Source organism: Blautia sp. DFI.3.45, assembly GCF_020593505.1.
Classification (GTDB): domain Bacteria; phylum Bacillota; class Clostridia; order Lachnospirales; family Lachnospiraceae; genus Blautia_A; species Blautia_A wexlerae.
In genome coordinates this window covers 48,628-63,283 of sequence record NZ_JAJDMI010000004.1, presented here as the reverse complement: position 1 = coordinate 63,283, position 14,656 = coordinate 48,628, and the positions used below count along the sequence as shown (strand labels likewise).

At 41.3% G+C, this 14,656-nt stretch carries 16 protein-coding genes; 13 read left to right on the top strand and 3 right to left on the bottom strand.

Translation table 11 applies throughout. The annotated features are described in order from the left end of the window. Window positions 1-81 precede the first annotated feature (81 nt). From LJE09_RS02500 to LJE09_RS02475, 6 genes are all read left to right on the top strand, one after another. A complete protein-coding gene (locus tag LJE09_RS02500) occupies window positions 82-1,395 on the top strand; it encodes an O-acetylhomoserine aminocarboxypropyltransferase/cysteine synthase family protein (RefSeq protein WP_227310946.1) in 1,314 nt (437 codons plus the stop codon). Between the two features lie 377 nt (window positions 1,396-1,772). Continuing rightward, a complete protein-coding gene (locus tag LJE09_RS02495) occupies window positions 1,773-2,627 on the top strand; it encodes a putative manganese transporter (RefSeq protein WP_118633392.1) in 855 nt (284 codons plus the stop codon). 54 nt (window positions 2,628-2,681) lie between these two features. Further along, on the top strand, window positions 2,682-3,104 hold the full coding sequence (locus LJE09_RS02490; protein WP_008706467.1) for a Fur family transcriptional regulator: 423 nt from the start codon (window positions 2,682-2,684) through the stop codon (window positions 3,102-3,104). A gap of 147 nt (window positions 3,105-3,251) precedes the next feature. Next, on the top strand, window positions 3,252-4,256 hold the full coding sequence (locus tag LJE09_RS02485; protein ID WP_008706471.1) for an InlB B-repeat-containing protein: 1,005 nt from the start codon (window positions 3,252-3,254) through the stop codon (window positions 4,254-4,256). A gap of 132 nt (window positions 4,257-4,388) precedes the next feature. Continuing rightward, the gene (locus LJE09_RS02480) at window positions 4,389-5,114 is read left to right on the top strand and encodes an AzlC family ABC transporter permease (RefSeq protein WP_025578184.1); all 726 of its coding nucleotides are present in this window, start codon (window positions 4,389-4,391) and stop codon (window positions 5,112-5,114) included. Further along, complete coding sequence (locus LJE09_RS02475; protein ID WP_008706474.1) at window positions 5,104-5,421, top strand: AzlD domain-containing protein; 318 nt, start codon at window positions 5,104-5,106, stop codon at window positions 5,419-5,421. The genes LJE09_RS02480 and LJE09_RS02475 overlap by 11 nt, the downstream gene beginning before the upstream one ends. Before the next feature lie 127 nt (window positions 5,422-5,548). On the opposite strand, the gene dapF is transcribed toward LJE09_RS02475, so the two are convergent. Beyond that, window positions 5,549-6,400, bottom strand: coding sequence for a diaminopimelate epimerase (dapF, locus tag LJE09_RS02470; RefSeq protein WP_055052695.1), 852 nt, complete (start codon window positions 6,398-6,400; stop codon window positions 5,549-5,551). Between the two features lie 334 nt (window positions 6,401-6,734). Here dapF and LJE09_RS02465 point away from each other — a divergent pair, with 334 nt between their 5' ends. The 6 genes from LJE09_RS02465 (at window position 6,735) to LJE09_RS02440 (ending at window position 11,684) form a co-directional block, all read left to right on the top strand. Continuing rightward, window positions 6,735-7,523, top strand: a complete 789-nt coding sequence (locus LJE09_RS02465; protein ID WP_022380492.1) for a transporter substrate-binding domain-containing protein — start codon at window positions 6,735-6,737, stop codon at window positions 7,521-7,523. A gap of 70 nt (window positions 7,524-7,593) precedes the next feature. Further along, complete coding sequence (locus tag LJE09_RS02460; RefSeq protein WP_022380491.1) at window positions 7,594-8,301, top strand: amino acid ABC transporter permease; 708 nt, start codon at window positions 7,594-7,596, stop codon at window positions 8,299-8,301. Further along, window positions 8,291-9,031, top strand: a complete 741-nt coding sequence (locus LJE09_RS02455) for an amino acid ABC transporter ATP-binding protein (RefSeq protein ID WP_025578180.1) — start codon at window positions 8,291-8,293, stop codon at window positions 9,029-9,031. The genes LJE09_RS02460 and LJE09_RS02455 overlap by 11 nt, the downstream gene beginning before the upstream one ends. A gap of 1 nt (window position 9,032) precedes the next feature. Continuing rightward, window positions 9,033-9,983, top strand: a complete 951-nt coding sequence (locus tag LJE09_RS02450) for a bile acid:sodium symporter family protein (RefSeq protein WP_055052694.1) — start codon at window positions 9,033-9,035, stop codon at window positions 9,981-9,983. A 118-nt stretch (window positions 9,984-10,101) separates the two neighbouring features. Further along, window positions 10,102-10,785 carry a helix-turn-helix domain-containing protein gene (locus LJE09_RS02445; protein WP_117627662.1) on the top strand — a complete coding sequence of 228 codons (684 nt, stop codon included), beginning with the start codon at window positions 10,102-10,104 and terminating at the stop codon, window positions 10,783-10,785. Then, on the top strand, window positions 10,743-11,684 hold the full coding sequence (locus LJE09_RS02440) for an IS3 family transposase (RefSeq protein ID WP_173899648.1): 942 nt from the start codon (window positions 10,743-10,745) through the stop codon (window positions 11,682-11,684). The genes LJE09_RS02445 and LJE09_RS02440 overlap by 43 nt, the downstream gene beginning before the upstream one ends. A gap of 107 nt (window positions 11,685-11,791) precedes the next feature. Here the strand turns inward: LJE09_RS02440 and LJE09_RS02435 are convergent, their stop codons facing one another. Further along, window positions 11,792-12,217 carry a CBS domain-containing protein gene (locus LJE09_RS02435; RefSeq protein WP_055059324.1) on the bottom strand — a complete coding sequence of 142 codons (426 nt, stop codon included), beginning with the start codon at window positions 12,215-12,217 and terminating at the stop codon, window positions 11,792-11,794. A 119-nt stretch (window positions 12,218-12,336) separates the two neighbouring features. Further along, complete coding sequence (asnA, locus tag LJE09_RS02430) at window positions 12,337-13,344, bottom strand: aspartate--ammonia ligase (protein WP_008706487.1); 1,008 nt, start codon at window positions 13,342-13,344, stop codon at window positions 12,337-12,339. 288 nt (window positions 13,345-13,632) lie between these two features. Here asnA and LJE09_RS02425 point away from each other — a divergent pair, with 288 nt between their 5' ends. Further along, window positions 13,633-14,622, top strand: a complete 990-nt coding sequence (locus LJE09_RS02425; RefSeq protein WP_055059325.1) for a hypothetical protein — start codon at window positions 13,633-13,635, stop codon at window positions 14,620-14,622. Window positions 14,623-14,656 lie beyond the last annotated feature (34 nt).

Sequence of the window (14,656 nt, the reverse complement as noted above, 5' to 3'; positions counted from 1 at the left end):
GCAAATAAGGGGCTTAAGAGCCGGAATCAGTTTTGCAGAGAAAAAGATTATTATAAATCAGAGAAAGATGAGGATATACACATGAGCAAAAAAATCGAAAGAAAAGACAGACATTTCAAATTTGAAACATTACAGCTTCACGTAGGACAGGAGAGTCCGGATCCGGTTACAGATGCAAGAGCAGTACCAATCTATCAGACATCTTCTTATGTATTCAGAAACTGCGATCATGCAGCTGCACGTTTCGGACTTGCAGATGCAGGTAACATTTACGGACGTCTTACAAACCCGACTGAAGATGTATTCGAGAAAAGAATCGCAGCGCTTGAAGGCGGTTCTGCGGCACTTGCAGTAGCATCCGGTGCAGCAGCAATCACATATACAATTGAGAATCTTGCACAGCAGGGTGACCACATTGTAGCAGCCAAGAATATTTACGGTGGAACAACAAACCTTCTGGAGCATACACTTCCGGCTTATGGAATCACAACAACATTCGTTGATGTATTTGATCTTGAAGAAGTAGAGAACGCAATTCAGGATAACACAAAAGCTGTTTACATCGAGACTCTTGGAAACCCGAACTCTGATGTAGTTGATATTGAAGCTATCGCAAAGATTGCTCATGCACATAAGATTACGCTTGTAGTGGATAACACATTTGCAACACCTTACCTTGTAAGACCAATCGAATATGGTGCAGATATCGTTGTTCATTCTGCAACTAAATTCATCGGTGGACATGGTACAACAATCGGAGGTGTGATCGTTGAGAGTGGTAAATTTGACTGGGAAGCATCAGGTAAATTCGCATCTCTGACAGAACCGAACCCAAGCTATCATGGCGTAAGCTTTACAAAGGCATGCGGACCGGCAGCATTTGTTACAAAGATTCGTGCAATTCTTCTTCGTGATACAGGTGCAACCATCTCTCCGGTAAGTTCATTCATTTTCCTTCAGGGACTTGAAACACTGTCACTTCGTGTTGAACGCCATGTAGAGAATGCACTGAAAGTTGTTCAGTACTTAAATAACCATCCGCAGGTAGAGAAAGTTCATCATCCGTCTGTATCCACAGATCCGGTTCAGCAGGAGCTTTATAAGAAATACTTCCCGAATGGCGGCGGTTCCATCTTTACATTTGAGATTAAAGGTGATGCGCAGAAGGCAAAGGACTTCATTGATAATCTGGAACTGTTCTCATTGCTTGCCAATGTAGCGGATGTTAAATCTCTTGTTATCCATCCGGCTACAACAACACACAGCCAGTGCACAGAAGAAGAACTTCTCGATCAGGGTATCAAACCAAATACAATTCGTCTTTCCATTGGTACAGAGAATATTGACGATATCATTCAGGATCTTGATGAAGCATTTAAGGCAGTTGCTGAATAATACAGATATAACATCCTTATATATTGTATAAATAAAACATGAATAAAAAGACCATCTTCCGGATTTTCCCCCATATCTGCAAGATGGTCTTTTTGTTATTGTTTACACACCGCTATCCCGCGAGGTGTTTTGGCATGAATATGCCAAAATCCCGAGACATACAAGCCAAAATTCCATTGCCGCAGGCAATCTGGAATGAATTTTGGCTACGTTACTGTGAACGGAGTGAACAGTAACGTCTTTTTTTGGAATGTTTCAATTGTATGGTTTACAGACTTGACAAATTATAAAAATACTATATAATACAGAAATGCAAATAAGTTGCAAATGTAAATGAGTTGCAAATACAAATAAAGTGCAAATATAAGGAGAACTATATGTCAGAGATTATATTAGATTCAGTAATAGACAGCATCAAGCTGCTACCCTTTCTTTTTCTTACTTATCTGTTTATGGAATGGATGGAGCATAAGACAGGTGCGGCAGCACGAAAGAGAATCCGTACAGCCGGAAAATTCGGACCGGTATGGGGTGGACTTCTGGGAGTGATCCCACAGTGTGGATTTTCGGCAGCGGCATCCAGCCTTTTTGCCGGACGTGTGATCACAGTGGGAACTTTGATCGCGGTGTATCTGTCTACTTCAGATGAAATGTTTCCGATCATGATCTCCAATGCAGTTCCTGTAGTTACAATTGTGAAAATCCTGACCTGCAAAGCGGTGATCGGAATACTTTCCGGCCTGGTGCTGGAGTATGTTTACACACATATTCTGAAGAAACAGGAACCTGATGTGGATATTCATGAAATCTGTGAAGAAGAACGCTGCCATTGTGAACATGGAGTTATTTCTTCAGCAGCATTTCACACATTAAAAGTTTTTGTGTACATTTTCTTGATTTCTCTTGCTTTAAATATTATCATTGGATTAGTCGGAGAAGAGACACTGGCAGGACTTTTTACAGGAACACCGATTGCAGGTGAACTGATCGCAGCTTTAGTGGGACTGATTCCCAACTGCGCTTCTTCTGTAGTGATCACCCAGTTATATCTGGATCATATTATCGGAGCCGGGGCGATGATGGCGGGACTTCTTGTAAATGCAGGAGTTGGGCTTCTGATTCTGTTTCGTTTGAACAGAGACAGGGTTCAGAATCTGAAAATTGTGGGAGTACTTTATGGACTTGGTGTATTCTGGGGAATTATTATTGAATTTGCAGGAATTGTTTTCTGATTAACCGAGTCTGCTCTGTCAGAAGAAGCTGATTTTAGGAGGAATGATAAAATTATGGCAGGAAGCAGTTATGCGACAGCAAGCCGCAGAAAAATACTTGAATATTTGAAAAACAGTAATGACCATACGGTTACAGCTGCTGATGTGGATGAGTATCTGAAGAAACATGACAGTGAGGTAAATATCACAACCATTTACCGCTATCTGGACAAGCTTGCAAAGGATGGAACTGTGATCAAATATGTTGCAGAGAAAGGTTGCCAGGCTGCTTATCAGTATGTAGAACCGGGACGGGGATGTGAACAGCATCTGCACCTGAAGTGTGTAAAATGTGGAAAGATCATTCATCTGGAATGTCATTTTATGGAAGAAATTTCTCATCATATTGAAGAAAGTCATGGATTTACCCTGCAGTGTAAGAATTCTATTTTGTATGGAGTCTGTAAAGAATGTAAAGGCAGTGGCGAAGACTGTTGACTGTTTCTATCAGATGATGTAAACTGAAATACAACTGTTTGGTCAAATTGACTGGGAAGTAGTATGGTGAAGAGAAAAGACAGCGAAATTGCTGTAAGTACCGGTAAAAATAACAGATAATATATGAAATCATAAAAGAAGGCAATAATGAGAAAACAGAAGAGACAGATGTGTGTAAGAAGAATGTTATTATTTTTTCTGGCGTGTGTATTAATATGTGCAGCACCCCCGTCTGCAGCACAGGCGGCAATAATGCAGACTGCTAAGAATTCAACAGTGCAAAAGAAAAAAACATCCACGAAAACAGTTACAATAGAGACTTCAGGAGGAATCACAAAAAAGAAAGTGAAAAGCGGTGGTTCTGTGATTCTTCCTGTGGAAGTGAATAAGAGGGGATATACATTTCTGGGATGGTCAACAGTTCCCGGACAGACCTGTAATCCAATGTATCAGGCATATCAGAAAATTCAGGTTACGAAAAATATTCATCTTTATCCGGTGAAGTATAAATGGAATCAGGAACCGGATATTTATGCAGGCGGTCTTGCGGACAGTGTGGAGAAATATGATAAGATTATTTTTGTGGGAGATTCCCGCACAGCAATGCTTCGCAGTACTCTGAAGCAGCAATGCAGTTCTGACAGTTTAAAGAAAGTTGGATTTGTATGCAAGACAGGAGAAGGGCTTGACTGGATGAAAAAATACGGAGAAAAGGAACTGCTGAATGAAATAAGCGGGATGGATGATAATGCGAAGCCGGTGGCAGTTATTTTCAATCTGGGAGTAAATGACCTGATCCACAAAAACAGGGAGTCCATCAGTTATGATTCTGTTGCGTCAGACTATGCTTCTTATATGAATGGATTATCCAGAAAGCTGACTGCCAGGAACTGTGAATTATTTTATATGTCTGTGAATCCATGTAATACGGCAATGAAATCCACGCGGAAGGAGTCTGAGATCCGCGGATTTAATAACAGACTCAGACAGAGACTGAACGGGAATTTTACATGGATCAACAGTTATTCTTATCTGATGAGATGTGGTTATACGACTCGCTGTGAATTTCGCGGTTATACAGATGATGGTGTTCATTATTCTATGAGGACTTATAAGAGAATTTATGCATATGCAATAAAACAGATCAGATAATCCTGACTGAAACCCGGAGACAGAATACTGTTCTCCGGGTTATCTGTGTGTATCAGTAAATACGAAAGTTGTAGCTGTGAAAGAGTTAAACAGTTATCAAAGGATCACAAAAGGTAACAGGAGGAGAGAAACATGAGAAGTGAAAGCTTCAGAAAAGGAGTTAAGGATGGTATTCCCATAGGACTGGGATATTTTGCTGTATCGTTTACATTTGGCATGATGGCAGTTGCTGATGGACTGAGTATCTGGCAGGCTGTGCTGATCTCATTGACAAACGTGACTTCAGCAGGGCAGTTTGCAGGACTTGAGATCATGGTAATGAGCGGCTCTTACTGGGAGATGGCACTGACACAGCTGATCATTAATCTGAGATATTGTCTGATGTCATTTTCCCTTGCTCAGAAATTCAGAAGAGATGAATCTTTGGTTCACCGCTATATTGCAGCATTTGGTGTGACGGATGAGATTTTCGGGATCAGTGCCAGTCAGCCCGGAAAGGTAAGCGCATTTTATAATTATGGTGCCATGTGTGTGGCAATCCCGGGATGGGTACTTGGAACCCTGGCAGGAGCAATTTCCGGAAATCTTCTTCCGGATTTTATGATGAGTGCACTCAGCGTGGCTATTTACGGTATGTTCCTTGCAATTATTATTCCTCCGGCAAAGCAGAATAAGGCAGTACTGGCAGTTGTCGTGGCAGCAATGCTGATCAGCACTTTGTTTAAAGTGATTCCGTTTCTGTCGGAGGTTTCGTCAGGTTTTGTGATCATTATTACTACACTGATCGTGGCAGGGGCTGCCGCATACTTCTGTCCGATAGAGGATGAGAAAGAGGAGGAGGGTGTTCATGAGTCATAATATTTATATTTACATTCTGGTAATGGCAGCAGTTACATATCTGATCCGTATGCTCCCGCTTGCTCTTTCCAGAAAAGAGATCACAAGTCCGTTTATCAGATCATTTCTGTACTATGTTCCCTACGCATGTCTGGCAGCTATGACATTTCCAGCGATCCTTTTTGCCACAGACAGTGTGATCTCGGCTGCTGTGGGATTTATTGTGGCACTGATCGCGGCATATAAGGAGAAAAGTCTTCTTACAGTTGCGTTATTCGCATGTGCTGCGGTATTTATTGTGGAAAGAATACTGGAATTTGCAGTGTAAAAGTTGATAAAAAACGGATACATAACCACAGCTGAATGGTGTGTATCCGTTTTTTGTTGCGTAATATTGTGACCGGCAGCTGAAGCAGATAAGCTGTCTGTTATTTGCTGCAGTTTCAGACAGTTTTTTATTTCAGAAAGCTTACATCAATTTCACCGTCAAATACTGTGGCAGCCGGGCCTGTCATGTAAACAAGATTCTCCTGTCTGTTCCAGAAAATCTGCAGGTCACCGCCGAGAAGTTTTACAGTGACAGGACTGTCACCGTCTACATGTCCGTTCAGAACAGAAGCGACTGCTACCGCACATGCACCTGTGCCGCAGGCAAGAGTTTCGCCTGAACCGCGTTCCCATACACGCATTTTTACAGTATGTTCATCGATCACTTCTACAAATTCAGTGTTTACACGATCCGGAAATGCAACATGATTCTCGAAAGCCGGGCCGATCTTTTCAATATCCAGATGGTCAATATCATCCATATAAACAATAGCGTGGGGATTTCCCATGGAAACAGCGGTTATGTAATAGATTTTTCCGTTTACATCCAGAGGTTCATTGATAACTTCCTCCTTCTCTGACACTACCGGAATCTGTCTGGCGGTCAGGATCGGAGAACCCATATTTACCTTAACCTGGGATACCTTTCCGTTTTCTACAGTAAGATCCAGATATTTGATGCCGCTTTTTGTAGCAACAGAAATATGTTCTTTGTTTACGATGCCGTAGTCATAGGCATATTTGGCAACACAGCGGATACCGTTTCCGCACATGGCACCCTGGGAACCGTCAAGATTATACATATCCATCTCGCAGTCTGCGATTTTGGATGGCTTGATCAGGATCAGTCCGTCGGAACCGATACCAAAGTGACGGTCACTGACATATCTGGCTACTGCGGAAGGATTTTCCACAGTTTCCTCAAAACAGTTTACATATACGTAATCATTTCCAATACCATGCATTTTTGTAAATTTCATCAGAAAAGCCTCCTTATTTGGTTAAATATTTATACACCTCTTGTATCATATAGAAAAAATGTTATGAAAAAGTGAAAATTACGAATCTTTTACCGGGAAAGTTTTTCTGTGATCTTCATGTAAAAAAACATTTTGCCCTTCCCGGAACAGTTATGTATTATACATTATATGGAAAATATATCTGTTATTCAAGTTTTACCTTGCATTTTATAGAAAGTATGTTAAAATTAAAAACAAAAATATACAACCGAAACGCATAATTATACGCTGTTGCCTGAAGAAGGTAAAAAGATGGCAGCCGTAGATATACTTTCGGATGCGAGGAGGAAAAAAGATGAAAGATCAAAAGAGATTTGCAGCTCTTGCACTCAGTGCAGTAATGGTATTTTCCATGGCAGGAAGCGTATCCGCAGCTCAGAAAGTTGAATCCAAAGATGATCTTGCAGGAGCAACAATCGGTGTTCAGCTTGGTACAACAGGTGACCTTGATGCATCTGATTATGAGAAAGATGGTTCTACAGTAGAACGTTACAGCAAGGGAAGTGAAGCTGTTCAGGCATTAAAGGCAGGACAGATCGACTGTGTGATCATCGATTCACAGCCGGCTCAGAAATTTGTTGAGAATAATGATGATCTCAAGATTCTGGATGAGCCATTCGAGGAAGAAGAATATGCAATCTGTTTAAAGAAAGGCAATGATGAACTTCTTGACAAGATTAACGGAGCTCTCAAGGATCTGAAAGAGGATGGAACTATCGACAGCATCATGGACAATTACATTGGTGAGGATGCCGGTAAGACTCCATATGAATCACCGGAAGATGTTGACCGTTCCAATGGAACTCTGGTAATGGCTACTAACGCTGAGTTCGAACCATATGAATATCATGAAGGTGATGATATCGTTGGTATCGATGCTGATATCGCTCAGGCAATCTGTGATAAGCTTGGATATGAACTGAAAATTGAAGATATGGAATTCGATTCCATCCTTCCGGCCGTACAGTCCGGCAAAGCAGACTTCGGTGCAGCTGGTATGACTGTAACAGAAGACCGTAAATCAAGCGTTGACTTTACAGATACCTATGCAGATGCAAGCCAGGTAATTATTGTAAAGAAATAAGTATTAAAATAACAAATAACAGAGCTGTTGACGATTTGCCAACAGCTCTCTTTTCGGAACAGAGGTTTTTATGAATAATCCTATGATATTAGCGAATGTAAAAGAAGATTTTTATCTGAACTTTATTAAAGATGACCGCTATCTCTGGCTTCTGGATGGTCTGAAAACAACTCTTATTATCACAGTATTTGCGGTAATTGTAGGTCTGATCATCGGTTTCCTTGTAGCAATCATCCGTTCTGCGCACGATAAGTCAGGCTCCTTTAAGATCCTCAATGCGATCTGCAGAGTTTATTTGACTGTAATTCGTGGAACACCAACCATGATCCAGCTGTTGATCATGAATTTTGTAATTTTTGGTGCTGTAAGCATTAACAAGATCATTGTAGGCGGACTTGCCTTTGGTATCAACTCAGGTGCCTATGTAGCTGAGATTGTCCGTTCCGGTATCATGTCCATTGACCAGGGACAGACAGAGGCAGGACGAAGCCTTGGTCTGAATTTCAGCCAGACCATGCGACTGATCATTATCCCGCAGGCATTTAAGAATGTACTTCCTGCGCTGGTAAATGAATTTATCGTGCTGATCAAAGAGACATCCATCATCGGTTATATCGGTATGATGGACCTGACAAAAGGAGCTATGCTGATCCAGAGCCGTACATACAATGCGTTCTGGCCTCTGATGGCAGCAGCAGCGATTTACCTTGTGATCGTTGGAATCCTTACATGGGGGATGAATAAACTGGAAAGGAGATTAAGAACCAGTGAGCGATAAGAATGTACTGATCCAGGTAAAGGATCTGAAGAAAGCTTTTGGTACAAATCAGGTTCTCGATGGAATAACAACAGATATCTGTCAGGGAGAAGTAGTAGCCGTCATTGGTCCTTCCGGTTCCGGTAAATCTACTTTCCTGAGATCACTGAATCTTCTGGAGGTTCCGACAGGCGGACAGATCCTCTTTGAAGGAACTGATATTACAGATCCGAAGGTTGACATTAACAGACACCGTCAGAAGATTGGAATGGTATTCCAGCAGTTTAATCTTTTTCCGCATAAAACGGTAAAACAGAATATTATGCTGGCACCTGTAGAACTGAAGCTGATGACAAAGGAGGAAGCTTCAAAGAAAGCAGACGAGCTTCTGGCACGTGTAGGGCTTCCTGACAAAGCCAATGCATATCCGGATATGCTTTCGGGCGGGCAGAAACAGCGTATTGCCATTGCACGTTCTCTTGCCATGAATCCGGATGTGATGCTTTTTGATGAGCCAACTTCCGCACTTGACCCTGAGATGGTAGGTGAGGTTCTGGAATTGATGAAAGAACTTGCGCAGTCAGGTATGACCATGGTTGTAGTTACTCATGAGATGGGATTTGCAAGAGAAGTGGCAACAAGAGTTCTTTTTATTGATGACGGTAAGATACAGGAAGAGAATACTCCGAAAGAATTTTTCGCGAATCCGAAGAATCCTAGACTGAAAGACTTCCTTTCAAAGGTTTTATAAGATGCTGAGAAAATTTAACAGTTTTATAGAAAAATGGATGGCCCTGGTGACACCGACCTGTCTGTTGCTGGGGGTGTGCTTTCCTGATATTGCCAAATGCGGTCTGCCTTATGTGCCGGCCGTATTTGCATTTATGACATTTGCCGGGGCGTTGAAGTCAAGATTTAAAGATGTGGCAAATGTATTCCGACATCCGGGCTCACTGCTTATTATCATGCTTCTGGTCCATGTGGTAATCCCGACAGCAGCCTGCGGGGCAGGCCATCTTTTCTTTGGAAATAACATGGAGCTGATCACCGGAATGGTACTGGAGTTTGCAGTTCCCACTGCAGTGGTAAGTCTGATGTGGGTGACGATTTATGATGGAAACAGTCCTCTGTCGTTGTCTCTGGTAGTTCTGGATACGGTACTGGCACCTTTTCTGATCCCGGCTACGCTGAAGATCCTGCTGGGCTCTGCGGTGATCATAGATCCTGCCAGGATGATGCGGGAACTGATATTTATGGTTGCGCTTCCTGCTGTTGTTGCGATGGTATTAAATCAGATCACAGATGGAAAAGTAATGGAAACATGGCCGGGAAAGCTGGCGCCTTTTTCAAAGCTGGCACTGATATTTGTGGTAACGTCCAATTCTTCCAAAGTAGCACCATATATCCGGGATATGAATATGCAGAGGGTGAAGGTTGCACTGGCAATCCTTGTCCTGGCTGCTTCCGGATATGCACTCGGCTGGTTTGTGGCGTATATCTTCCGAAAGGATCGCAGTACGGCGGTTTCCATGATGTATGGAACCGGGATGCGCAATATCAGCGCAGGAGCGGTGATCGCAGCTGCATATTTTCCGGGTGAAGTTATGTTTCCGGTAATGATCGGAACTCTGTTTCAGCAGGTGTTGGCAGCATTGTTCGGAAAGCTTCTGGCACAGAAAAAGGAAAAACAGGAATTTTGTTGAGGTCTGCTGAGGCGTTATAAAGAATATAAAAAGAACTGCCGCATTAGCATGATATGCTCCCTTCTAAGTAGACAAGAGAAATAATAAAATCTTGTTTATTTAGAAGGGAGCTTTCTTTATGGCATTCAAACATAAATTTACTTATGAAGAAAAAGTCAAAATAGTTTCTGAATACATTGATGGAACATATGGGTTCAGAGAAATATGCAAACGTTATGATATTAATCAAGGTTCCTTAAAAGATTGGAAACGACTTTATGAAACCTTTGGATGGAGCGGTTTGAAAACCGGTTCTAAAACTACTCGTTATTCAAAAGAAACTAAAGAGGCAGCTGTTAGAGATTACTTGTCTCATGAGTTTACATTCCCAGAAATATTAAAAAAGTATCAGATTCGTTCTGGAACTCAACTCAAAAAGTGGATAAAGAAGTATAATGGTTGTGAAGTATTAAAATCTTCTGGAACAGGGGGAAACAATATCATGACCACAGGCAGAAAAACCACATTTGATGAAAGGATCGAAATCGTACAGTATTGTATTGCACATGATCATAATTATGCCGAAACAGCCGAAGAATATCAGGTATCCTATCAGCAGGCACGTAACTATACTATTAAATATGAATCAAAAGGTGTAGAAGCTCTAAAGGATAATCGTGGAAAAAGAAAATCTCTAGATTCAATGAGTGAGTTAGAAAAACTCCGTGCTGAAGTTAAAATCTTACGTGCTGAAAAAGAACATGCTGAAATGGAGGTGGCATTCTTAAAAAAATTAGAGGAGATCGAAAGGAGGCGGGGCTAAACCGAATAAGAAACGAACATACTTATCTGGCAATCAAAGAGCTTCATGAAGAAACGAAATTTTCTATCTGCTCATTATGTAAGATTGGGCATGTTTCCAGAGCAGCCTATTATAAATGGTTAAACCATAAAGAAAGTGATAATGACAAATTGAATCAGAAGTTGGCAGAAAGATTGGAAGAATTGCATAAGCAGCATCCGGACATGGGATATCGCCGATTAAACGACAAATTATATCATGATGATAAAATCGACGTAAACGACAAACGTATCTTACGAATCTGTCGCAAAAAGCAGATAAAATCCACTTTGAAACATCGTTATGATGGTTGTACCAGACCTTCCAGAAATCCAGGCTTCATCGCAGAGAATGTTTTAAACAGAAATTTTCATGCAGATAATCCAAACGAAAAATGGGTAACCGATGTTACAGAGTTCAAATACGGCACATCCTTCGACGATATTCATAAACTATATCTTAGTGTTATTTTAGATTTGTGTGACCGACGACCTGTAGCATATGTTTTAGGTGATTCGAACAATAATCAACTCGTATTCGATACTTTTGATCAGGCAGTAACCTTGAATCCAGATGCTAAGCCGATTTTTCATAGTGACAGGGGCTACCAATATACATCCAGGGCATTTCATCATAAACTGGAACAAGCTGGAATGACTCAAAGTATGTCACGTGTTGCTCATTGTACAGACAATGGTCCAATGGAAGGGTTCTGGGGAATTTTAAAACGAGAAATGTATTACAAGAAGAAGTTTCATAGTAGAGAAGAATTAGTCTCCGCGATTGTTGAATATATAGATTATTACAGAAACGACAGACCTCAACGAGGTCTCGGTATTCTAACTCCAATGGAATACCATGACATGCTTATGGCAGCATAAAAATGCTACCCAGCATGATCTGGGTAGCAAAAAACCTATATTTTTTTAATTGTCTACTTGACGGGGCGCACACCAGCAATTGAAAAATTGCAATGCGGCAGCTCTTTTTATGAATCTGAAGCTTTTATATATTTCTTCAGTTCTTTGTAGCAGTATTTGATGATCTCTTTACGGGTGATGATGCCGATAAAGTATCCCTGATCATCTACAACCGGAACATAATTCTGGTTGATTGCCTTGTCCAGCAGATCCTCCATGTCAGAATCTGCGTGAACTGCCTTATATGTTGCTCTTCGCGGGATTGCCATAATGGAAATGCTCTCTGCTTCTTTCAGTCCGGGAATATTTAAGGTTTTCATTCCCCAGAGAAGATCACCCTCGGAAATACTTCCTTTATATTTCCCGTCCAGACTCAGAAGCGGAATGCAGGAAAATTTTCTGTGTTCCATTTTCTCAAGAGTCTGACGAAGAGTCTCATTTTCAAATATATATGCTACATCACTTTTAGGTGTTAAAAAAAATAAAATATTCACTTTTGTATTCGCCCCGTTACATTTGTCTGATAAGGCACTCAGATATACATTGTGTATTTACACATCTTTTACACATCTGTGTGTCTGTGATCTCTGAGTATTCCAGGTTTACGGCTTTTTTACAGAAGCTGTACTCCTTTTGCTGCTGCTTCTTTCATTACTTCTTCCGGCCACAGGGAAGCATGTACTTCACCGATGTGTGCTTTTCTGAGGAAGAACATACAGATACGGGACTGGCCGATGCCGCCGCCGATAGTATATGGAAGTTCTTTGTTAAAGATTGCTTTCTGGAAAGGAAGTTCGCGTCTGTCATCACATCCTGCGATGGTAAGCTGTCTGTCAAGCGCATCCTCGTCAACGCGGATACCCATGGAAGAAAGCTCCAGAGCAATGTCGAGAACAGGATAATAAACAAGGATATCACCGTTTAATTCCCAGTCATCGTAGTCCGGTGCACGTCCGTCATGACGTTCTCCGTTGGTTAAGGTTTTGCCGACCTGCATGAGGAATACGGCACCTTTTTCCTTGACAATCTTGTATTCACGTTCCTTTGGAGTGAGATCAGGATACATGTCGACCAGTTCCTGGGTGCTGACAAATGCGATCTCTCTCGGAAGGATTTCTTCGATGTAATCGTACTGAACAGCCATGTATTTTTCGGTTTTGCGGAGAACGCTGTAGATAGCACGTACTGTGGAAACAAGTGTGTCCATGTTGCGTTCTTCCTTGCTGATGATCTTTTCCCAGTCCCACTGATCTACGTATACGGAATGGATATTGTCCAGATCCTCGTCTCTTCTGATCGCGATCATGTCTGTGTAAAGTCCTTCACCATGAGCAAAGCCATATTTCTGTAATGCATATCTCTTCCATTTGGCGAGAGAGTGTACGATCTCAGCATTCTCCGGCTGGCCTTTGATATCAAAGCTTACCGGACGTTCCACGCCGTTTAAGTTATCGTTCAGACCGGATGACGGATTAACGAATACCGGAGCGGAAACACGCAGCAGATTCAGTTTTTGAGCCAGTGTCTGCTGAAAGAAATCTTTCACAGTTTTAATGGCAATCTGGGTATCGTGAAGATTTAAAGATGACTGATACCCGTCAGGAATTTTAATCTGTTCCATGAGTGGATTCCTCCTGTAATTTCTGTATTTGCATATTTTATGGCAAACTGATAAAAAATATTGTTGTTTACTGAATATCCATTATCTTTTCCCACGCTATTATAACAGGAAAATGGTAGTTTGACAATTATTACTGTTCATTTGGAAGTATCTCGCGGGATATTATGGTTACGGAGAACAGAACGAACAGTAACACAATTTCAGCTTTGCAAGATTGGGGCGAAATGTTAAAATAAATGTGTAAATGAATGAAGCGTTAAATTTATATAAAACTTAGGGGGAAGATATATGGGAAAAAGGTGTCAGGTCTGTGATGGACCAATTGTAAACGGCAGGTGTAAATATTGTGGAATGCCATATAGAAATGATATGGAACTGTATCATCTGAACGAAGACCGTTCAGAGCACTATCGTCATGCTTCGGCAAAGGTGAAAAAAGCAATGGCAGAGAACGAGATCCCTTTGTCTGACAGAAATAAAACAGTTCCCAAAGCTGCAAAAACTTCGTCTGCCAGAACACAGACTATTAGAACGCAAAATACAAAAGTACAAACTTCAAGAATACAAACATCAGGGACAAAGAAAACATCAGGTCAGTCGTACAGCGCACAGACTGCCCGTACATACAGCACCGGAAAAAAGACAGCAAAAAGTGAGAAGAAAAAGAGCGGCAAGGCAGGCAAAATTTTCTGGATCATTGTGCTGATTCTGATGGTAATAATAGGTCAGATGGCAGAGAATTGGGATACGATTGGATACAGGATAGAAGAATTTATCTATGATGAGTTTGACATAGATCTCAACAGTATTTTTGATGACAGCAGTTCTGATGAAGTAAATGAGAGTAATAAGAATAATGAAAGTAATGAAAATAATGAAAGTAATGAGAATAACTGGACAGATGACTGGTCTGAGACTATCAGTGCAGTAAAGAACGGACAGGATGAACAGAGGGGCAATCCGGACTGGTATATGTTCACCGGAGAGAATTATATTGTCAGAACGGATGATACTGCATCAGAGATTGGCGATATAGATGCCAGTGACCAGGGGTATGATTTTACAATAGATCCGGGAGAATACAGGATAGTGTCCGGCTGGGAGAAGGTTGCTCTGGAAATCAGAAGTTCTTCAGGAAAAGATGAAACTGTAAAATTTGACGAAGCAGACCACGAGGAGAAAATAGAATTACATGCCGGGGATGAGGTATCTGTGGTATCTCTGGATGGTCAAGATAATTATCTTGCCATGTATCAAATTCAGCAATATGACGAATAATTTTTTGCCCCTTTCTTTTTGTCAGAGACTGTGC

Coding starts and splice junctions, on each gene's coding strand:
- LJE09_RS02500 (WP_227310946.1), top strand. CDS start 82: ATGAGCAAAAAAATCGAAAGAAAAGACAGACATTTCAAATTTGAAACA.
- LJE09_RS02495 (WP_118633392.1), top strand. CDS start 1,773: ATGTCAGAGATTATATTAGATTCAGTAATAGACAGCATCAAGCTGCTA.
- LJE09_RS02490 (WP_008706467.1), top strand. CDS start 2,682: ATGGCAGGAAGCAGTTATGCGACAGCAAGCCGCAGAAAAATACTTGAA.
- LJE09_RS02485 (WP_008706471.1), top strand. CDS start 3,252: ATGAGAAAACAGAAGAGACAGATGTGTGTAAGAAGAATGTTATTATTT.
- LJE09_RS02480 (WP_025578184.1), top strand. CDS start 4,389: ATGAGAAGTGAAAGCTTCAGAAAAGGAGTTAAGGATGGTATTCCCATA.
- LJE09_RS02475 (WP_008706474.1), top strand. CDS start 5,104: ATGAGTCATAATATTTATATTTACATTCTGGTAATGGCAGCAGTTACA.
- dapF (WP_055052695.1), bottom strand. CDS start 6,400: ATGAAATTTACAAAAATGCATGGTATTGGAAATGATTACGTATATGTA.
- LJE09_RS02465 (WP_022380492.1), top strand. CDS start 6,735: ATGAAAGATCAAAAGAGATTTGCAGCTCTTGCACTCAGTGCAGTAATG.
- LJE09_RS02460 (WP_022380491.1), top strand. CDS start 7,594: ATGAATAATCCTATGATATTAGCGAATGTAAAAGAAGATTTTTATCTG.
- LJE09_RS02450 (WP_055052694.1), top strand. CDS start 9,033: ATGCTGAGAAAATTTAACAGTTTTATAGAAAAATGGATGGCCCTGGTG.
- LJE09_RS02445 (WP_117627662.1), top strand. CDS start 10,102: ATGGCATTCAAACATAAATTTACTTATGAAGAAAAAGTCAAAATAGTT.
- asnA (WP_008706487.1), bottom strand. CDS start 13,344: ATGGAACAGATTAAAATTCCTGACGGGTATCAGTCATCTTTAAATCTT.
- LJE09_RS02425 (WP_055059325.1), top strand. CDS start 13,633: ATGGGAAAAAGGTGTCAGGTCTGTGATGGACCAATTGTAAACGGCAGG.